Raw genomic sequence first — 20,070 nt, forward strand, 5'->3', positions numbered from 1 at the left:
ACTAACGTCTGTGGTTAATACAACTAGCCCTTCAGTGGGTACCGATCAAGCCGTCCTGGTGGACTCCAAAGAAGTTGAAACAATCACTCAACTCAGGGAGGAACTACTTTCGCCGGCCTCGTACGTCAACGGGGCAGGCAGCGGCAAGCCTACTGCCGCTGGGCGGCTCGATAATCTCTGAGCGCATCTTCTCTGACCCACTTTCTAGTCAAGAGGGCGTCCAGAACGAGAGACATGGGAAAGGCAACCCAAAAGAGCCACAGAGGTGTGAGGCCCGCAAAAACCAATACCATGACGACAAGGATCACGCCAGCAGAAGTGTAGTTGTAGATACGCCGCCCGGGAGTAGCTATTCGCGCTTCTTGTGTTTCACGGAAGTAATTCAGCATGGCTCCTCCAAATGCACGAGCAGTATTGGATCAGCGTATCCTGCGCTGGTTACGCAGCCGGGCTACGTGCGGGGAATCTCAGGCTCCTTGACGGGGCCAGATATAGCCGTCCGTCCGGGGCCAAGAAAGGTTGACATAGTCACCGGGAAAGGGACCTGGAGCTGGTGCCCGGCACCAGTCCTGTAGATCAGAGATGCGAGCAGGGCCCTGAATCGGTGTGCTCCACGAATGCGTCCCCTGGAACTCTCACTGGCCATCTTTGGATGGACCTGCTCACGGAGAATCCGATTGAAGCTACTCTGTCAGGCATCGGGGCGGACGGATCACCCTTGCCCGTTCGAACGATTACCTTCACGCCCAAGCTCACGCAATGCCCTGAATTCATCACCGCCAGCCTTCTTCTGGATGCCGACGGCGTACGCCAGGCATGAGTCGGACGGACTGACTTTCCCCTAGGCCGCGCCGCCGAGCAACTCGACGTCGGTTTACGGTCTTACCAAGGCACTAGTAGGTCAATCGTGGTCCTTGCGCTACTTGGTTGAATGCTCCTGAATGCCTGCATGGAAAATTTGCTCCGCCGGCGCCTCGGTGGGAGCACCAACAGCCAAGCTCGATGTAACAGTTGTTACACTTAAGCATGTGACTATTGAAACCGTGTCTTGGCTCGTGATGATCGTACAGATGCCGGCGCAACCTTCAAAACATCGGGTGGCCGTTTGGCGGGAGCTTCGTCGCTTTGGTGCTATTCCCCTGGGGCAGGGCACATGGACTGCGCCGGACGTTCCCGTCTGCCGTGCAGGTGCCGAGAAGGCGCGTGAGCTGGCCAGTGCCGGCGATGGAGGAATGATTCTGTTGACGACCGCCGCGGGGGACGCTGATGCGGCCGAGCTGCGCAGACTCTTCGACGCAGCTCGGGCAGAGGAGTGGGCGGAGTTCATGGCGGACTGCGCCAAATTCAATGAAGAGATCGCGCAGGAGATCGCAAAGCGGAAATTTACCCTCGCTGAGTTGGAGGAGGAAGAGCAGGGCCTGGAACGGCTTCGCCGATGGTTTCGGAGCATTCGATCCAAGTCAGTCTTTGCCAATGCCTTGATTGAAGAGGCGGAGAGCGAACTTAGCCGGTGCGCTGCCGCCCTTGAAGATTTTTCGGATCAGGTCTATCGCCAGGTGCACCAATGAGCGCGATGCATCCCGTTGGGACGGTTCCCCGGGCGACCATGCCCCTCTACGCGGCGGGATTCGTGACTGCGTTTGGGGCCCACAGTATTGCTGCTGGAGCAGGGGCTCAGAGCGAAAACATCGGCCTGAGCCTTCTCAATCTGGGCGTTCTGTTGGCTGTATACGACCTGGCCGAGGTTTTTCTAAAGCCCGTATTCGGGGCGCTCAGTGACCGGATTGGGCCCAAGCCCGTCATTGTTGGCGGTTTGCTGGCATTTGCTGCTTTCTCCCTCATTGGTTTCTGGGCAGCGGACCCGGCCCTGTTGTTTCTGACCCGATTTGGTCAGGGCGCTGCGGCCTCGGCCTTCTCTCCGGCCTCATCGGCTACCGTGGCGCGCCTGGCTGGCGGTAAGAACACCGGCAGGTATTTTGGCCGCTATGGATCCTGGAAAAGCCTTGGATATGTGATCGGCCCGCTCCTTGGAGCCGGCCTGATCCACCTCGGGGGCTTTGCGCTGCTGTTTGCAACCTTGTCGGTTCTGGCGTTCGTTACCGCCGCTTGGGTGGCGTTGAGCTTGCCCCGGTTCGAGTCGGTTCATCGCACGAGATACACGGTCGCGGATTTGGCCCGGCAGATGGCCGATCGTGGGTTCCTGGTGCCGACCATGGTGTTGGCAGCCTCGACCGGCGCCTTGGGAGCGGCGATCGGTTTCCTGCCTGCCTTAGCGACCCGGCATGGGATGGATCCCATCGTGGGGACGGCTGCGGTAAGCGTGCTGGCCATCGCATCAGCGGTCACCCAGCCATGGGTCGGGAAGCAACGTGACTTGCAAAGGATCAGGGACGCGGCCGGGATGAAGGCGGGGCTGCTGCTTATCACGGCCGGTATCGGGGCCGTTGCCATCGGCCCTTCAAGCCCCACCGTCTTCATTGCGGCTCTTTTCGTCGGGGTTGGTGTCGGTATGGCCACCCCTTTGGCTTTTGCCCACTTGGCCGACGTCACGCCCCAGGAACGAATGGGAAGAACCATGGGCTCAGCCGAACTCGGCAGGGAGCTCGGCGACGCCGGAGGCCCGTTGATTGTTGGAGGCCTCGCCACCGTTGGCGGACTACCACTGGGGCTGGGTGCCTTGGCACTGCTCGTCGTTGCCGCCAGTCGGCCGCGCCTGAGTGATAGACCAGCTCAGTCACCCTGACCGGTGGGTTTCATGCCATAAGCGGTACTACAAAGATAGGTCATCCGCTATCAAGAACTATAGGCCCATATCCAAAATACTGGATATTGGCCTATAGTTCTTGATATGGAAAGTGCCTTGAACCCTTACTCGCCCGGTTCGGGCCGACGGCCTTTCGAGCTGGTCGGGCGCCAGAGCGAGATTGATGCGTTCGACCTGCTGTTGGCCAAGACCCGTCAGCGACGACCGGACCGGGGGATCGTCTTGCATGGGCTGCGCGGGGTGGGCAAGACGGTCCTGTTGAACGAGTTTCGACGTCAGGCCGAACATGCGGAGTTTATGGTGGTCTTCCTCGAGGGCCGGGATGCCGAGGGAGGTCCTGAAGCGGTAAGGGCCAAGCTCGCTCGAAACCTGCTGCAGGCGGGCCGGAAGCTCAACCGTCGTGGCGCCGGGGGAAGGCTTTTGGCGGCCCTTGGCAGCATCGCATCCTTTTCCGCGAAACTGGGCGTGACTGGGATCGATATCGGCGTGAACCTCAACCACGGCCGCGCTGACTCCGGATCGATCGAGGTGGACCTGGAGGAACTGATTGAGGACCTCTGCTTGGCGCTGGCGGAGAAGCGTTCGGGTCTTATCTTCATTATTGATGAAATGCAGGATCTGGATGATGGACTCATCGTCGCGCTTCTTAGTGCCCAGCATCTGGCTGGCCAGCGCGAATGGCCTTTCTATATTGCCGGGGCGGGGCTACCCAACCTCCCCTCGGTACTGAGTGAAGCGCGCTCCTACGCAGAGAGGATCTTCAATTACCGCAGCATTGGGGCGCTGTCGAGGGAGGCCGCCGAGGCGGCCCTGGTTGCCCCGGCCCAACGCTATGGTGCGTCGTTTGTACCCGAGGCCAGAGACCTCCTCCTGAGCGCATCGGGCGCCTACCCATACTTTCTGCAGGAATACGGATACGCGGCCTGGGAAACAGCCCCTGAGAAGACAGTGACTTTCGATGATGCCAAAATCGCGGTGGAAATCGGCCGCGCGCAGCTGGACCAAGGATTCTTCCCATCCCGATGGAAACGTGCATCGAAGGCAGAGAAGGACTTCCTACGCCTGATGGCCATCGATGGCGATGGCGGATCCGCCACGGCGGCTCTTGCCCAACGGGCGCAGAAGAAGCAAAGCTCCATGACTATGACGCGCGCAGCGTTGATCGACAAGGGCATCATCTATGCCCCTGCGCTGGGCGTTGTAGCGTTCACGGTGCCGGGGATGGCTGACTACGTCAAACGACTCCATGAATAAGTCAAGCGCTGGAAATCGTTGGCATGTGTCCCGCTGGCACCCGAGGCCTCCATCGTCCCAGTTGTGACCAAGAGGGGGCGTCTGTGAGCAGCGCCAAATCTGTGTTCATCGAGCACGCTTTGGGCACCCGGTATGGTCTGCTGACGGCCGGCCCGTCCCGAGGGCCGGCCGTCAGCAGAGTCCCAGGAGTTGGCAGAGCCCGCTGCCGGACGGTGAAGGGCTCGGCGATGGGGTCGCGGTTGCCGTCGGAGTTGTTGTAGGGGTAGCTGTCGGAGAGGGTGCCGGTGCAGCCTGTTGTTGGGCCGCGGCGGTGGTGGAGTACACCACGTCCACGAAGTAGTTGGTGGCGTTCCATGAGCTGGCTGGCATGACCCCGCCGGTGCCGTACCGGTACCGCCCGTTGTTTGGTCCGGAGGCTGTGAATACACCGCTCGTGTACGTCTGGTTGAAGAAGCCGGAGGTGGAGGAGTAGCGGCCGTTCGGTGCCCTGTAGGACACCACGTAGGTTTGACCTGTTACCAGGGCCACCGGCGTGGCCAAGGTAGCCGTCTGCCAGCCTGTGGCCGTTTCATTGGTGAATGTCACCTGGGCCAGGCGTGTGCCCGCCGAATTCCAGAGCGATCCCACATGGGTTCCAGTGTTGCCGGCTCCTTTGTAGAAGCGAATTGCTGTGACGTTCCCCGCTTGGGAAACGGTGAAGGCAGTCCCCAGCTCCACGGATAGGGTGTCGGATGCTGACGCCGTCTGGGGGGTCAGGGACCCGAAGATCGTGGACACCTGGACGCTGGCGGCAGCGGTGGTGAATTGCCAGTTCGTGGTGGGGAACGCCTGCCCTTGTTGGGAGACGACGTTGGACACATTGGCCGATATCACTGTGCTGTTGGGCAGTGCCGCCGCCGGGGTGAACGTCACGGTCCTGCTGTCCGCAGAGAGCGCAGCCGTGCCGGCAACGGATGCCCTGTTCGCAGTCAGTGTGAAGGACGAGCCGGTATTGATACCGGAGGAGAAGGTGATGGATGGCTTAACATCCGTCGGAATCCCCGTGGCACCCGGGGCGGGCACCTGTTCAGACACCGTCAGTGGCGGCGTTGCCGTCGCGAAGACCAGATCCACCAGATAGCTGGCGGTGGACGAAGCATTGGGGAAGTCGCTGTTGTAGGCGAATGCTCCCGAATCGGTGACAGTGCGCAGGGGACCGTTGGTGAAGCCCGGACCGAATCCGCCGGAGGTATAGGAGTACTTGCCGGTGGGAGCCTTGTACGCCGCCACATACTCCGTGTCGGCTTCGATGCTCACTGGCTGACTGAACGTTGCGGTCTGCCAGCCGGAACTGGATTCATTGGTGAAGGTGACCGTGGCCAACAGCTGTCCGGCGGCCGTGTAGAGCGAACCGGTGTGTGTTCCCGTGTTGCCGGCGGCCTTGTAGAAGCGCACCCCGGTGACCTGCCCCGCCGTGTCACTGGCAAACCGGACACCGAGGGACAAGGAGACCCCGTCATTGGCGTCGGGCGTTGTGGGTATCACTGTGTCCTGGTACAGGGTACACGGGCACACACCGGGCGTTCTTGGTGCAGGGACCGTAGTGAAGGACCATGTGGGGCTGGTGAGTTGTTGGCCGGAGACGGCGGTGGCGCTCACCGCGGCCGTGTAGGACGTACCCGCAGCCAGGGCTGTGGTTGGGGTGAACGTGACTTTGCGGGTTTGCGAGTCATAGCTGGACGAGCCAGCGATGACGGTCCCCGCGGAGTTTTTCAGGACCAGGTTCACGCTGTTGGCTGCTTCGGACAGGACCGCGCTGACGGCGGTGCCCAACGGGACGCTGGACGCACCTGGCAGCGGAGTCTGGGAGCTGAGCGTGAACGCTGCTGCCGGGATGGTGACGATGACGTCGACGAGGTAGCTGGCGGTGGAGCGTGAGCCGGGGAAGTCGCCGCTGTAGGTGTAGGCGCCGGCGTCCGGGGTGGTGCGCAGCGGACCGACGCTGAGCCCCGGACCAAACCCATTCGCCGTCGCGGAATAGGCGCCGGTGGGGGACTTGTAGGAGACGATGTATTCGGTGTTCGCTGCCATCTGGACCGGCTGGCTGAACATCGCCGTCTGCCACCCGGAGGTGGATTCGTTGGTGAAGGTCAGGGTGGCCAGTTGCTGTCCCGCGGCGGTGTAGAGGGACCCGGTGTGGGTACCGGTGTTTCCCGCTGACTTGTAGAAGCGCATGCCTGTCACCTGACCGGCGGAGACACTCGTGAACCGGACCCCAAGGGTCAGCGGCACGCCGTCCCGGATTTCGGCTATTCCCGGTGTCACTGAGTCGTCAAAGAGACTGCAAGGGCAGGCCCCGGGAACCGGCACGGTCGCCCCTGTCGTGAAGGACCATGTGCCGCCGGCGCTCACCTGCCCGCCGATCGCGTCGGTTCCGGCGAGAGTGGCGGTGTATTGGGTGCTGAACGCCAGGGCGTTCGACGGCGTGAATGTCGCCCGCCGCGTGGCGGCGTCGTACGCAGTGGTCCCTGCTACCGGACCCGAAGCGGACTGCAGGGTGACTTTGACGGTGGAGGCTGTGACGGGTTTGGAGAAGACCGCGCTGACCTTGGTATTGACCGAAATGCTTGAGGATGACGGGAAAGGTGATTGCCCGGAGACTGTCAGGGGCGAAGTGTCCACGGTGCTGAACAGCGCGTCGGCAAAGTAGTTGCCACCGTTGTAGCTGGCTGTGGGGAATCCCTGGGAGGTGCTGTAGACACCGGCGGGTTCGGCCCCGAACCCGCCGGCGATTTTCAGTGGTGCGTCGTTGGAACCGAAGCTTGCCCACTGGAAGTTCTGGATGGAGTACCGGCCGTTGGGAGCCCAATACGACACGGTGTACTTTTGGCCCGCCGAGACCGCAACCGCTTGGCTGAACAGGACGGTCTGCCAGCCGGACGCGGTCTCATTGGTGAAGGTGGCTGTCGCCAGACGTTCCCCGGTGGAGCTCCACAACGAGCCTGTGTGGGTTCCAGTGTTTGCGGTGCTCTTGTAGAAGCGGACACCGGTGACGAACCCGTCCACGGAGGGGGTGAAGCGCAGCCCCATTTCGTAGGCGCCGCTGTCCCCGGAGTCCTGTACGGAGGGAACGATTTGGCCAAAGACGCTGTAGGGGCCGCTCAGGGTCAGGTTGCGGGTGGTGACGGCGCCGATGTTGGCGCTGTCGTCAATCGCCCGGACCTGGATGGTGGCGGTGTCCAGCCCTTTCTGGATGTAGGTGTAGGTCCAGTTCTGTTTCCCTTGGGCCGGGTGCCACGTGGTTCCGCCGTCGGTGGAAACTTCGACGCCGGCCACGACGCCGCCGGTGTCAGCTGCGGTGCCGGTGACGGTCACGGACGTGCCGTGGGCCACGGTGGTGCCGTTGGCTGGGGAGGTGATGGCCGCGGTGGGTCCTGTGCGGTCGCTGCTGGGCGTGGCCGCGGCCAGCCCGGCGGCCAGCGTTGCGGGTTGGGCTCCCATATCGGCGAGGAGATTGATTTGGGCTTGGCGCATGCGCGTGTCAGCCGGGGCGCCCTCGCCGTCGTGGACGGCGTCCAGGCCCCAGGTCCATTGGACGCTGCCGGCGGAAAAGACCAGAGCCCCGCTGGCGGCCCGGTACAGGGTTACGTGGTGGGTGGTCGTTCCCGGGGCCACGGTGTTGCCGTAGTCTTGGAGGTATTGCGGGACGGCTCCGGTGGATGTTGAGAGCCGGATCAGGCCGGCAGGCCGGAAGCCATTGTCCAGGTCCTCGTCCGATTCGTACCCAACGGTGTGCGGCGCCAACGCTGCTGAGGATCCGGCAGCCAATGACGCAAGGGTCGTGTTGCGCCACAGGCGCGTCTTGCCTTCCTCGGCGGAAACGGTGACAGGAAGGTCGGAGAAGTTGGACTGGTACAAGGTGCCGGTGAGGGCGTTTTCGGGGAGTCCGCCGCCGTTGGCTTGGGATGCGAAGCGGGGGTCCCGCCAGGTGCCGGTCCATTGGGTGGTGGGGTCGATTTTTTCGTTCGCCCAAGTTTCTTTGTAGCAGGTCATGGTCCTGCCGGCCGTGCCGTCGACGGTGGATGCTTCGAAGCGGGTACGCCAGTACATCTCGTTGCCGGAGAGGAATTGCAGGTTCACTCCTGCATCCCGGGCGGCGGTGACATTGGCCCGTTGCGGGCCGGACCAGTATTCGTCGTGGCCCACGGAGAGGAACACTTTGTGGCTCAGCAGCTGTGAACCGCTGCGGTCGGCGTCCAGGCCGCTGATGTAGCTGACGTCGTAGCCGTTCTGCTCCAGGAAACGGACCATGGGGTATTCGTTGGAGAAGTAGAAGTCCCTGCCGCCGGGCCCGCCCCTGGTGGCCATGGGCCGGTTGTAGCTGACTTTGTACGCGCGGCCGTTCACGCCCTGGTACAGATCGGAACCGCCGTAGGAGTTGTAGGCCTGCCAGGTCTGGTCGGACGTTTGGAACAGCACCGCGGAGGTGTTGCCGTCCTTGCGGACGATGAAGGTGATATGGCTTTGCGCGCCGGTATCAGGGCGGGTCAACAGGGCGATGTAAACACCCGAGACGGCCGTTGCCGGGACCTGCCACGTGGCCGATACCGCCCACGTGGCGCAGTCATAAAGTCCTGTCGCCACGTCGTTGAGGCAGTTTGGCTGGTTCTGGCGAAAGGCAGACGGAACCACGTCGGCGATCTTGCGGGCGCCGTTGCCTCCGTACCAGCCCGTCCGGTAGATGGCGATGGTGTAACTGGGTGCGTTGGTGTCGATCTTGAACCGGATGGGCTGCCCGGCGTTGACGCTGATGTCCGTCGAAAAGCCCTGGATGCTGTCATCTCCGGGGCCGCTGATGTCCCACTCCGACGGAGGGCTGCCGGGTTTGGAATTCTCGCAGACCACGGGGTTCACGACCGGGTCACACGGTCCTGCCGCGTGCGCTGCGGGGGCCATGAAAGGCAGTAACGCGGCCACCATGACTATCACCAAGGGCATCAACAACCTGCCGGCGAATGGCTGCCGTCGTTCGACTCGAAGACCGGGCATCGGATACTCCTGGGGTGGTGCGCCAATAGCGAATGCGGTTCCGCGCTTGACGCCCGGTCCCGGTTTGCCGCTCCCCAGCCAGGCCAAAACAAGATCTTCAGTTATCGATCAACGCAGCGGGCGGCCCCACGTCCAGGGGTGGTCATTCCGGAACAACGGGACCGGATCCAACCCGGGACCGCGCGACGCTCCGACCAAAGGGTGGATCACCGGACTGACTTCACCTTGGTAACCCTTGGGACGGAGTGTAGGCCTGCTTGCCTCCTCACGGCAAGACCCTCCGCATGGAGCGGTTGGGCCGTCGCCGCGTTCCGGAACGTGGGACACTCTGTGATTCGTTGGCAACGACGACGGGGCCATGCGCTGAACGCATCCCGGTATTCTTAAGCAAGAACCAGCCCCGTTGAAGGCTCCAGCCCCGGAAGGAGGAACACCATGACCATTGCTCTTGGGCGGCGTTCGCGGATGTTCCTGCGGCGGGCCGGGATCCTTGCCGGCACGCTGATCCTCATTGCCGGGGTCTTCGGCATGCACATACTCTCCAGCTCCCATGACGTGCACGCTGCCTACGCTTCGCCGGTAGCTGCGACGCAGCTCGACGGGTACGTGCCCGCCTTGGACGAACGGGTCCCCAGGCAGCCGTCGGGAGTTGCAACTGATCCGTCGGCTCCCATCTCCGACGGGCCCTCTGCCTGCCTGGACCCGATTACGTGCCCGGCCATGTCCACCACGGCGCAAGAGTGCACCCCCGCTCCGGCTAACACCGCCTTCGAGGCCCCTGGCCCCGGGGAAGCATTGCGGGCCGCCCGCATTGACACCGCCGCCAGGCCCCTCACCTGCCGGACATCTTCACCGGCAAGCCCGTCTCCGGGCGCACTGGGCATCAGCCGGACGTAGAGCGGCACTGCCGCGCGGGGGGAACCTCCTCTTGCGCCAAGCATTGCATCCCGACGCGTCGCCTCGTGGCCACCGCGTGCCCAACACCGGCGACGTCTCCACCTACGCCTATGCGTCTCTTGAAGGACCCCAATTCCATGAAAAAGCTTATGCACCTTTCCGCAGCTGAAACCGCGAAGACGACGCTGCCCACGCATCTTCAAGCGTCAGGAAAGCCCCACCAGCCCACCAAGGAGCCCCAAGCCGTTGCCTCCCAGCCGGGCCCGGTCAGCAAAACCGGGGACCCGGCACCCGGCACCCGATTGGATTTGCTCCGGGCCCTCCCATCCTTCGGGTTCGAAATGGTCGGCGATGAACCCCGAACCGATACGCCAGAGAGCTAAGTGCCGTGCGGAAGAGTCCTGACCTGAAGGTCAACGCCGGCAGCAACACCGGACAGCCCGAGACCGTGACAGGTGCCGGAACTCTCCGGGGGCCCTTGACCAGCACCGTTGCCGAAGACCTGGTGGCGGCGGTCCTTGGCCTCGTGATCGTCACGGCCGTCTATTTCGATGGTCGTGCCCACATTTTGGGCCTGCCGGATTCCTTCTTCACGCCATGGCACGCATTCCTCTATGGAGGACTGCTGCTGCTGTTGGCGCCGGGCTGTTTCTGGCAGGTGGCGTCGGGGACATGGTTTGGCACCAGATATTTGGTGTGGAATCGGGAATCGACGCGCTGCTGAGTCCCACTCATCTCTTGCTGTTTGCCGGGGCCTCTCTTCTGCTTTCAGGCCCCGTCCGTTCGTTCGGACTTCGGGCTGGCCGGAGGCCGCCCGCGAACCTCCTGCCGCCGACGTTGGGCGTTGTGGGCATCGCCGGGATCGCCGCGTTCGCCCTGAGCTTTCTTTCTGGGTTCATTACCGACTACGCCACCATTGCCGTCAGCCACGTGCCTGAAGGCACGGACGAGCACAACGTTGCAGAAGCCCTGGCCTCGGCTGGAGTGGCAAGTTATTTGCTTACCTCGCTCGTTATGGTTGTCCCTTTGGTGTTTCTTGTTCGTTCCCGGGCGGTGGTGCCGGGGACGGTGACAGGTGTTGTTGGCTTCCTGGCCCTGATGGCCACGGTTCTGGTCGATTTCCGCACCTTGGGCACCGTTTACGCGGCGGTGGCAGCGGCGGCAGCGGTCGATGTGTTGCTTCTCGTCCTGCGTCGTTTCCACCTTCCGATGCGCGGGCAGGAGCTCGTCGTCGCCTCGGCGTTGCCATTGCTGGTCTGGCCGGGTCAGCTTCTGGCAACGAACGCTGTCAAAGGTGTCCAGTGGTCAACGGAAATGGTGACAGGGGTGGCGATCCTCGCCGCACTGATTTCGTTCGGCACCGTTTTCGTGCTTGGCGCCCCCGCACAAGCGGGCCATCGGAGGAACCCCATGTGAATGCCCAGAGAACCCTCGCACGTGAGCGGCAGGGCTGGCTGGCACGGCACCGGCTGATCACCAACCCGGGCTGGTGCAACTGAATCCGGAGCCGCTTCGTTGAACAGGCTGCGGACCGTCCTGCCGGACACAGCCGGTACCCTTAAGCAGACACAAAAAATCCGAGATGATGCCAACCCTGACGGAAGGAGGAACACCATGGTCACAGCTCTGACGCGCAACACCACGGCGTTCCTGTGCAGGGTCGGCATGGTTGCGGGGATGCTGGCGATCATCGCCGGAATTTTTGGCATGCATATCCTCTCCGGTTCCCATGACATGCCCATGGCTGCCGGCGGATCCCAGGCAGGGACACTGCACGGCGCTCATGTGATGAGCGGACCCGTGGACGGACAAAAGGTCGGGGAAGAATCAAGTTCCCCCGTGCCGGGAGCCTCTTCCTGCCTGGACCCGGCCCCGTGTCCGATCATGGCGGCCATGGACCAGGAGTGCGTCCCTGCCCCCTGCAACACGTCCTTCGACGCACCGGTGCCCGGTTCGGTGACCTTGGCGTACCGGACGGAAACAGCCCCGGACCAGACGGCGGGGCAGTTGTATCGTTCTTCGAGTCCTTCACCGGGAGACCTGGGAATCAGCCGGACATAGGAGGGACTGTCCTGCGGCCATCACCGCGCCAGCCCTTACATGAATGCATCGTTGTGGCCCCATGCGGGGCACTGCGGCGGTGCCCTTTCTGACGGTGCCCCGTGCACTCCTATGTCTATTGAAGGATCCTGATTCCCATGAAGAAGTTTGTGACCATTTCCGCAGCCACCATCGCCGCAGGCCTGGTTCTTGCCGGCTGTTCCGCTGGCGGCGGGAGCATGCCCGGCATGAACCACGGCAGCTCCGGCATGTCCTCGAGTTCCGCTGCCTTGGTCGGTGACCACAGCGGCGATGACACCATGTTTGCCCAGTCCATGATCGTTCACCACACCCAGGCGGTGGAGATGAGTGACATGATTCTCGTCAAGCAGAACATCCCCGCTTCCGTGACGGCCCTGGCGGAGAAGATCAAGGCAGCCCAGGCCCCGGAGATCGAAAAGATGACGACCTGGCTTCAGAATTGGAACGAGTCCGCGACCATGGCCGCGGGACATACGATGAGCGGCATGATGGGCGCCGAGGACATGGCCAAGCTCGAACAGGCCCAGGGTGTTGACGCCGCGAAGTTGTTTCTGACGCAGATGATCGCCCACCATCAGGGTGCCGTGGCGATGTCCAAAACCGAAGCCGCCGCAGGCAAGAACCCTGATGCTGTCGCCCTGGCCCAGAGCATCGTGACCTCCCAGGAAACTGAAATCCAGGAAATGAAGGACCTGCTGGCCGGTCTCTAACGGCTCGTCGGAGCCACACGCGCTCACAGCAGCGCCGGGCACCACCTTTCTTTCCCTTACCTCTTCTCCTGGAGTCCCCCATGCCTACTCTGACCTTCATCCAATCCCGTGCCCTGACCTTCACCACGGCCGCGATCGTCCTCACACTGGGCATCTCAGCATGCTCATCGACCGCCTCTTCGGGTCCGTCCCCTACGGTTTCCCTGTCTACAGGACCAGGAACAGGGCTGCCCAGCGCCCACGTCCACGGCCTCAGCGTCAACTCCGAAACCGGTCAAGTGCTGCTGGCAACACACGAGGGCCTGTTCGACGTCTCCAAGAACCAATCCGTCAAGATCGGGCCCACCAACGACCTTATGGGGTTCACTGCGGCCATGGATGAGGGCGTGTTCTACGCGTCCGGTCACCCTGGCCCGGGATCGGATCTACCCAATCCCCTTGGGCTTATCCGGACCACGGACGGCGGCAAATCGTGGGAAAAGCTCTCCCGGCAGGGCGAGTCCGACTTCCATGCCCTGGCAACAACCAAATCCGGAATCGTCGCCTATGACGGAACCCTGCAAACCAGCACTGACGGTAAGAGCTGGAAGACAGCCACTGCCGGTTTCGCCCCAGCCGCCCTGGCAGGTAACCCCTACAGCGATACTGTGCTGGCAACCACCCCGGAGGGCCTTCAACGCTCGACCGACGCCGGCAACACCTGGGCTGTGGACCCCGCCGCGCCGATCATCCAGTTCGCCACCTTCGCCGGGGCCACCGAAGCAGTAGGCGTCACACCGGACGGGACCGTGTACATCTCCGCAGATGCGGGCGCGATGTGGAAAAAGACCGGGAAGATCGACGGAGAGGTCCAAGCCATCGCCGCTTCAGAGGGAGCCGAGGGCAGCCCTTGGATCTGGGCGGCGACCACCACCGGGCTGACCGTGTCCACTGACGGCGGAACCACATTCCGCCCCGCCGACGCGGACTGAATCGTGGACATTGGCGGCCTCTTCGCCTCCACCGTGACCTCCGGTGCACTGCTCATCGCCATTCCGATGGCGATGGCCGCCGGGCTGGTTTCCTTCCTTTCCCCGTGCATCCTGCCCCTGGTCCCGGGATATCTCGGGTATGTATCCGGGCTCACCAACCCCGGTCAGCCACGTAACCGGCGCAGGGTCCTGGCCGGGGTCGGGCTGTTCGTGCTGGGCTTCGCTGCGGTGTTCACTCTCTACGGGGCGGCGTTCGGGGCCATCGGTTCATGGTTGCTGCGTTGGCAGGACCAACTGATGCGCGGACTCGGTGTTGTCGTGATCATCATGGGGGCGGCTTTGCTTGGGCTGGTGCCGTGGCTCCAGCAAACCCGCAAAATCAACCTCGCACGCCGGACCGGGCTGGGCGGCGCACCCCTGCTGGGCATCGTGTTCGGACTCGGATGGACTCCGTGTATGGGTCCGACTTTGAGTGCGGTGCTGTCCTTGAGCGTCACGACCGGCAGCGCCGGACGCGGTGCCCTCCTGGCCTTCGCTTACTGCCTCGGGCTGGGTATTCCCTTCGCGTTGGCCGCGCTGGGCCTGGGCTGGGTCAGTTCCGGCCTGGCACTGATACGCCGGCACATCCGGGTCGTGAACATCGCCGGAGCATCCATGCTCATCGTTCTTGGCGTACTCATGGTCACCGGCGTTTGGGTGCAGTGGATCTACCAGCTGCAAAACCTCTCCGGAACTTTCCTCACCCCCATCTGATAGCTGCAGAGCTTTGCTCCGCAGACCAAAGGACATTCCCATGTACCCCACTCTGAACCGACGACATTTCCTGACATTGTCCGTTGCCGGTGCCGCCGCAGCAGCCCTGGCCGCCTGTACCCCACCCGACTCCGCAGCAACGGGATCGGAACGCATCATGCCCACCGACCCCGCGGTCGCCGACACTGAATCCAGACGCCCTGTCTCGGGCAGCACCGTAAACCAGGCCTTGGCCGCCGCTTCACTCACCGCGTCGGTGGCCGGCAAAACACTCAGGACGTGGGGCTTCAACGCCGGTCTGGCCGGGCCCACTATCCGCGCCCGGGCCGGGGACCGGCTCCGCGTGGATCTTGCCAACGACCTGCCCGAGGAAACCTCCATCCACTGGCACGGCCTGGCCCTGCGCAACGACCAGGACGGAGTCCAACACATCACCCAAGCGCCGGTGGCTGCGGGGAAGAGCTTCAGTTACGACTTCCGGCTGTCCCACCCTGGCACTTACTGGTACCACTCCCATGTGGAACTCCAGCGCGAACGGGCCCTGTACGGGGCCTTGATCGTTGAAGACCCGGATGAACCGCTCATCTACGACAAGGACTGGGTGGTGATCCTTGATGACTGGATGGATGGCATCACCGGGACTCCCGAAGACGTACTGGCCGAACTGTCCCAGGGCATGTCCATGGGCGGCATGGATCACGGCTCGATGGGTTCCTCCCCGGGACCCTCGGGTAGCTCCATGGGGATGAAACATATGCTCATGGGCTCACGCAGCGATTTTCTGGGAGGCGACGCCGGTGATGTCAGCTACCCGTTCCACCTGTTCAACGCCAAGGCCCCCGACGACGCTGAAGTCTTTGCGGCCGCCGCTGGGGAAGTGGTCCGGTTACGGATCATCAACGCCGCCGGGGACACCGCTTACAGGGTCGGTATCCCCGAACAAAAGATCACCCTCACCCACACCGACGGGTTCCCGGTCCAGCATCAGGACGTGGACGCCGTCGTGCTGGGCATGGGTGAACGCATCGATGCGCTGATCACTGTCGGGGAAGGATTCACCCCCGTCCTGGCCCTGCCCGAAGGCAAATCCGGCAAAGCCCTCGGATTCATCGGCACCGGCACAGGCAAAAAGCCTCTGCCGGCAGTCCTTCCGGACAGCCTGGACGGAACCGTCCTTGACGGCGGACAACTCAAAGCAGATCCCGCCGCCGCCCTGGAAGCAAAAACCCCGGACCGCGCCCACGAGGTCAAACTCACCGGCGGGATGGACAAATACGACTGGGGGATCAACGGGAACCGCTTCGACATGAGCAAACCGTTCGAGCATGCCTTCGACGTCCAGGCAGGGGAACGGGTCCAGGTGGCTTTCGTCAACGACACCGACATGTGGCACCCGATGCACCTGCACGGACACACGTTTCAGGTCGGCGCCGACGGGGCCCGGAAAGACACGGTGATCGTCCGCCCGAAACAGACCGTGACGGTGTTCTTCGACGCCGACAACCCGGGCCAGTGGCTGGTCCACTGCCACAACGCCTTCCACGCCGAGCAGGGCATGATGGCCCTCTTCTCCTACGTGAAATGAGCGGCGCCGTGAGAACCCTCGCCAGCACTGATTTCTTCATCCCTTCACCCACCGTCAGCGCTTTTCAAGTCGGGCCGCTGACCATCCGGTTCTATGCCGTGTGCATCCTGGCCGGGATCATCGTCGGCGTCTGGCTGACCGCTCGACGACTACGCGCCCGGGGAGGCACCACAGCCCAGGCCCTGGACGTGGTGATGTGGGCCGTCCCGTTCGGGATCATCGGAGGCCGGCTGTACCACGTGATCACGGACAACCAGTTGTACTTCGGCCCCGGCAAGGACCCGTGGGGTGCGCTGCGCATCTGGGAAGGCGGCTTGGGGATCTGGGGGGCCGTCGCTCTCGGCCTGGTAGGTGCCCTGATCGGTGCCCGGCGGGCAGGGATCACCCTGGCGGTCTTCGCTGACGCTGCAGCCCCTGGCCTGCTGATCGCCCAAGGTTTGGGCCGGTGGGGCAACTGGTTCAACAATGAACTCTACGGCGGGCCCACGGACCTGCCGTGGAAACTGCAGGTCCATGCCATGAACCAAGCCACCGGCCAAGCGGTGACCACAGCTGATGGCACCCCCGAAGTACTGGGCTATTTCCAGCCCACGTTCCTCTATGAATCGCTGTGGTGCCTTGCCGCCGCGTCACTGCTGATGTTTCTGGACCGCAAGTACCATCTCGGTGCCGGAGCGGTCTTCGCCGCCTACATCGTCCTGTACACCTGAGGTGTGTCAAGGATGTGAGACAGCCGGGTAGTTTCTTTTCGGTCAGGCAGCAGCGGGCAGGGGCTGGCTGTTGGTTGTGAAGTTGGCCATTGCCGTCGCTGGCGGGAGACCCTTGTTGTTGGTGTGAGGCCTCCAGCGGTTGTAGAACACTTCGATATAGCGCATCGTGGCCCGTCTGGCGTCTTGGCGGGTCTCGAAGCTGTGGTGATGGTAGAACTCGTTTTTCAGCGATGAGAACAGCGATTCGGCTACGGCATTGTCCCAACACACCCCGGTAGCGCCCATCGATTGGCGTATCTTGTTTCCGGCGCACCAGGCGCCCATTTCGCGGGACGTGTACTGCGTGCCGCGATCGCTGTGAAAGATGGCGTTCGGGGTCAGGTGGCCGCGGTCTCTGGCCATCCTCAGGGCCCCGGTAACCAACGAGGCGCGCATGTGGTCCGCCATGGCCCAACCGACGACCATCCTGGTGCACAGGTCAATGACGGTGGCCAGATACAGCCAGCCCTCACCGGTCCGCAAGTAGGTAATATCGCCCACCAAACGGGTGCCCGGGGCATCTGCCGTGAAGTCCCGGCCGATGAGGTCCGCGAAGACCTTGTCCGGATCCGAGGCTATGGTGGTGCGCTTGAAGGCGCGCATCCGCTTTGCCGCCCATCCGTTCTCAGCCATGATCCCCGCCACGGTGCCCACCGACACCTCGATGCCGGCGGCAACAAGTTTGGTATGCACCATGCGGTGACCGAAGATCCCGTCAGAGGAATCGAAGACGGTCCTCACCTGGTCCGTCAGGTCCCGGTGACGGGCCGCGGTCGGTGTCTCCTCAGCGTCCCGCCACCGGTAGTACGAGGCCCGTGGAAGCCCCAACTGCCGGCACATCCATGCCACTGGAAAGTCGGCGTTCTCCTCCTGAACAACGCGGTAGAGATCTTCTACCGCTGTTCTTTGGCGAAGAACGCCGAAACTTTTTTCAGGAAATCATTCTCCCGCTCGAGCTCCCGCAGCCGGGCCTCCATGGCTTTGAATTTCACCGGATCTACCGGGTCATCGGGCTTGCCACCGCTTTCCTGATCAGCCTCACGGGCCAACCGAATCCACCGCTTCAGAGCAGTCAACGAGATCCCGAGATCAGCAGCAACGGCAGGCAACGGACGCCCCGAAGACGCCGCCAAAGCGACGGCATCGGCCTTGAACTCATCGGAATAGGTAGGTCGAGCAGACATGAGCACAATCCTTTCAAACTGTGTCTCACATCAGTAGTACACCTCAACCAGCGGCCGGTTCGTGTTCGAACTGATGCGCGCTGACCCTGCCAACACCATTCTGGGCCTGCGCGTGAACACTTGGGTTTCCGGGCTGCTTCTTGTCGCTGGGATCCTCTTGTTCCTGATCCTGCGCCCTGGACCACGATCCTTCGTGCTGGCCGCCGGCCAGACCCCACCCACCTCACGCGCCCTTCCACATACAGGAGAACCCTCATGAGCAACGCCAGTAAACGCCGCGCCGACCACGAAGCCGTACTCGCTGGAATCCGTGCACAGCAAAAAGCCAAGCAGCGCAAATGGAACATTCTGGTCTACGGCGGGTTCGGTCTTCTCCTGGCGGCCATCATCACCGCCGTCGCGTTGGTAGTCTCGGGCGCGGTCCAGGAAAAGAACGCCGCCATGGAGGCCGCCAAGAAACCAATTGACGGCGCCCAGACCTACCCGGGGCTCTCCCGCAACCACGTCCAAACACCTGTCTCCTACCCTCAGGAACCTGGTGTCGGCGGCGACCACGCGCCCGTCTGGGTCAACTGCGGCATCTACACCGAACCTGTCACCAAAGAACGGGCCGTTCACTCCCTGGAACACGGCGCCGTATGGCTGAGCTACAAGCCCGGTCTGCCTGAGGATGAGATCACCAAACTGGCCGCCCTCGCCAAGGCAAACCGCTACGTTCTGCTCAGCCCCGACGCGAACCAAAACGAACCGGTCACCGCGACGGCCTGGGGTACTCAACTGGGTGTGACGGAAGCATCCGATCCCCGGATCCCGACGTTCATCAGCGCCTACGCCCAATCCCCAAAGGCCCCCGAACCCGGAGCCGCGTGCACCGGCGGAAGCAACGGCTGAAACCACTGAAGGGCAATCCCCATGAACACAAAACCCAACAACAATGACGACCCCGAAGCACGGCACCGCAGGCACCGCCGGCTGGTGCGCATCGGACAGGTAATCATGGCCGCCGGGGCCGTGGTCGGGATCTGGCATTGGATCCTGCACCTGGCGCCAGCCGGTCAGGGCCCGAGCGTGGCCCTGGACCTTTACGCCGGTTACCCCACAGCGGGTCTGCTGTTCCTGGCCGGGGCGCTCCTGGCCGGGCGGACCGAAGCAAAGCGCTGACCATGCCTCCCTGGGACGCCGTCGTGTCATCCTGGACGTTGAATGTGCCGGCAGCGGCCATCACCGCCACAGCAGCCGTCCTTTACGGCCAAGGCATCCGGGCAGCCACGCGCCGGGGGGTGCACTGGCCGTGGTGGCGGGCAGCGACCTTCTATTTCCTGGGCTTGGGCAGCTTCGCCGTGCTCAGCTTCGGGTTCACGGGCGTGTACAGCCACGATCTTCGCTGGGCCTTCACACTGAGAATCACGTCGTATCTGTTCATCGTCCCGTTGCTCATCGCAGCAGGCCAGCCCCTGACACTGGCCAGGGCAGCTTTGGGAAAGCAGGGTCAGGAACGGCTCGCCCGCGTTCTGGGCAGCCGGGTGGCCAGGGCACTGAGCAACACGGTCGTCGCGGCCCTACTGGGCCTTGCCATGTTCACCCTCTTGTTGACCCCACTGTTCTACCCGATGAGGACGGACCCGTGGTGGGATGCAGCACTGACGGTCCTCGTCCCCGCAGCGGGTTTACTGATGGCCGTACCGATCATTGAAGATGGCTCCACGAAGGACGTCACATCCCTGATCGTGGTGGAATTCATCTACGTCTTCATTGAATTGGTCGCCGACGCCGTGCCGGGGGTGCTGATGCGCATCAGTCCTCAGATCCTGGACGGTGCGACATTGCCCCTTACCGGCCACCCATCCTGGCTCCCGGACCCGCTCCGGGACCAACAACTCGCCGGGGACCTGCTGTGGTTCCTCGCTGAGGTCGTGGACCTGCCACTGATCATCCTCATGTTTGTCAGGTTCTCCCGCAGCGACCGTAGGGAGGCCCGCTCCTTTGATGAGCTCAGCGACGACGAGCTGGACGTACTGAACCGGAAGCATCTTCAAGGCCCCCGCGGCCCGGGAACCCACGATGCGTGAGCACCTGCGCAGCAGAGGTCCGTC

General features: G+C 63.1%; 18 protein-coding genes and 2 pseudogenes. 16 read left to right on the forward strand and 4 right to left on the reverse strand.

Translation table 11 applies throughout. The features are described 5' to 3' along the window. Nucleotides 1-149 precede the first annotated feature (149 nt). Nucleotides 150-389, reverse strand: coding sequence for a hypothetical protein (locus tag QN084_RS12550; protein ID WP_069695603.1), 240 nt, complete (start codon nucleotides 387-389; stop codon nucleotides 150-152). Nucleotides 390-1,028: 639 nt separating this feature from the next. Between QN084_RS12550 and QN084_RS12555 the strand changes: the two genes are divergently transcribed. The 3 genes from QN084_RS12555 (at nucleotide 1,029) to QN084_RS12565 (ending at nucleotide 4,018) form a co-directional block, all read left to right on the forward strand. Beyond that, nucleotides 1,029-1,568: a Chromate resistance protein ChrB gene (locus QN084_RS12555; RefSeq protein ID WP_285750039.1), complete on the forward strand. Its 540-nt coding sequence runs from the start codon at nucleotides 1,029-1,031 to the stop codon at nucleotides 1,566-1,568. Continuing rightward, nucleotides 1,565-2,743 carry an MFS transporter gene (locus tag QN084_RS12560; protein WP_139126828.1) on the forward strand — a complete coding sequence of 393 codons (1,179 nt, stop codon included), beginning with the start codon at nucleotides 1,565-1,567 and terminating at the stop codon, nucleotides 2,741-2,743. The genes QN084_RS12555 and QN084_RS12560 overlap by 4 nt, the downstream gene beginning before the upstream one ends. Nucleotides 2,744-2,848: 105 nt before the next feature. After that, nucleotides 2,849-4,018 carry an ATP-binding protein gene (locus QN084_RS12565; RefSeq protein ID WP_069695606.1) on the forward strand — a complete coding sequence of 390 codons (1,170 nt, stop codon included), beginning with the start codon at nucleotides 2,849-2,851 and terminating at the stop codon, nucleotides 4,016-4,018. Nucleotides 4,019-4,189: 171 nt separating this feature from the next. Here the strand turns inward: QN084_RS12565 and QN084_RS12570 are convergent, their stop codons facing one another. Beyond that, complete coding sequence (locus QN084_RS12570; RefSeq protein WP_069695607.1) at nucleotides 4,190-9,046, reverse strand: DUF4082 domain-containing protein; 4,857 nt, start codon at nucleotides 9,044-9,046, stop codon at nucleotides 4,190-4,192. A gap of 435 nt (nucleotides 9,047-9,481) precedes the next feature. On the opposite strand from QN084_RS12570, the gene QN084_RS12575 reads away from it, so the two are divergent. From QN084_RS12575 to lgt, 10 genes and pseudogenes are all read left to right on the forward strand, one after another. Continuing rightward, nucleotides 9,482-9,943, forward strand: a complete 462-nt coding sequence (locus QN084_RS12575) for a hypothetical protein (RefSeq protein ID WP_069695608.1) — start codon at nucleotides 9,482-9,484, stop codon at nucleotides 9,941-9,943. A 137-nt stretch (nucleotides 9,944-10,080) separates the two neighbouring features. Next, on the forward strand, nucleotides 10,081-10,326 hold the full coding sequence (locus QN084_RS12580) for a hypothetical protein (protein ID WP_139126829.1): 246 nt from the start codon (nucleotides 10,081-10,083) through the stop codon (nucleotides 10,324-10,326). Between the two features lie 5 nt (nucleotides 10,327-10,331). Further along, nucleotides 10,332-10,667, forward strand: coding sequence for a hypothetical protein (locus tag QN084_RS12585; RefSeq protein WP_069695610.1), 336 nt, complete (start codon nucleotides 10,332-10,334; stop codon nucleotides 10,665-10,667). 122 nt (nucleotides 10,668-10,789) lie between these two features. Further along, entirely contained in the window at nucleotides 10,790-11,359 is a 570-nt protein-coding gene (locus QN084_RS12590; RefSeq protein WP_139126830.1) for a hypothetical protein, read from the forward strand. A gap of 198 nt (nucleotides 11,360-11,557) precedes the next feature. Next, a complete protein-coding gene (locus tag QN084_RS12595) occupies nucleotides 11,558-12,004 on the forward strand; it encodes a hypothetical protein (protein ID WP_069695612.1) in 447 nt (148 codons plus the stop codon). A 137-nt stretch (nucleotides 12,005-12,141) separates the two neighbouring features. Then, a complete protein-coding gene (locus tag QN084_RS12600) occupies nucleotides 12,142-12,735 on the forward strand; it encodes a DUF305 domain-containing protein (protein WP_069695613.1) in 594 nt (197 codons plus the stop codon). 80 nt (nucleotides 12,736-12,815) lie between these two features. Continuing rightward, nucleotides 12,816-13,706: a F510_1955 family glycosylhydrolase gene (locus QN084_RS12605; protein WP_069695614.1), complete on the forward strand. Its 891-nt coding sequence runs from the start codon at nucleotides 12,816-12,818 to the stop codon at nucleotides 13,704-13,706. Between the two features lie 3 nt (nucleotides 13,707-13,709). Beyond that, nucleotides 13,710-14,459: a cytochrome c biogenesis CcdA family protein gene (locus QN084_RS12610; RefSeq protein WP_069695615.1), complete on the forward strand. Its 750-nt coding sequence runs from the start codon at nucleotides 13,710-13,712 to the stop codon at nucleotides 14,457-14,459. Nucleotides 14,460-14,499: 40 nt separating this feature from the next. Next, entirely contained in the window at nucleotides 14,500-16,044 is a 1,545-nt protein-coding gene (locus QN084_RS12615; RefSeq protein ID WP_069695616.1) for a multicopper oxidase family protein, read from the forward strand. Then, nucleotides 16,041-16,751 (forward strand): annotated as a pseudogene (gene lgt, locus QN084_RS12620) (prolipoprotein diacylglyceryl transferase); the annotation flags it as partial. The gene QN084_RS12615 and the pseudogene lgt, both read left to right, overlap by 4 nt. A 45-nt stretch (nucleotides 16,752-16,796) precedes the next feature. Here lgt and QN084_RS12625 read toward each other — a convergent pair. Continuing rightward, nucleotides 16,797-17,651: pseudogene (locus QN084_RS12625) on the reverse strand (IS3 family transposase); the annotation flags it as partial. A 35-nt stretch (nucleotides 17,652-17,686) separates the two neighbouring features. Next, nucleotides 17,687-17,977: a transposase gene (locus QN084_RS12630; RefSeq protein WP_062098648.1), complete on the reverse strand. Its 291-nt coding sequence runs from the start codon at nucleotides 17,975-17,977 to the stop codon at nucleotides 17,687-17,689. A 255-nt stretch (nucleotides 17,978-18,232) separates the two neighbouring features. Between QN084_RS12630 and QN084_RS12635 the strand changes: the two genes are divergently transcribed. Genes QN084_RS12635 through QN084_RS12645 form a run of 3 tightly spaced genes read left to right on the forward strand, consistent with a single transcriptional unit; the run spans nucleotide 18,233 to nucleotide 20,046 of the window. Then, nucleotides 18,233-18,868 carry a thioredoxin-like domain-containing protein gene (locus QN084_RS12635; protein ID WP_069694606.1) on the forward strand — a complete coding sequence of 212 codons (636 nt, stop codon included), beginning with the start codon at nucleotides 18,233-18,235 and terminating at the stop codon, nucleotides 18,866-18,868. A 21-nt stretch (nucleotides 18,869-18,889) separates the two neighbouring features. Beyond that, nucleotides 18,890-19,138, forward strand: coding sequence for a hypothetical protein (locus QN084_RS12640; RefSeq protein WP_069694607.1), 249 nt, complete (start codon nucleotides 18,890-18,892; stop codon nucleotides 19,136-19,138). A 2-nt stretch (nucleotides 19,139-19,140) separates the two neighbouring features. Continuing rightward, the gene (locus QN084_RS12645; protein WP_083262034.1) at nucleotides 19,141-20,046 is read left to right on the forward strand and encodes a cytochrome c oxidase assembly protein; all 906 of its coding nucleotides are present in this window, start codon (nucleotides 19,141-19,143) and stop codon (nucleotides 20,044-20,046) included. Nucleotides 20,047-20,070 lie beyond the last annotated feature (24 nt).

It is taken from the genome of Paenarthrobacter sp. R1 (assembly GCF_030264015.1).
Classification (GTDB): domain Bacteria; phylum Actinomycetota; class Actinomycetes; order Actinomycetales; family Micrococcaceae; genus Arthrobacter; species Arthrobacter ureafaciens.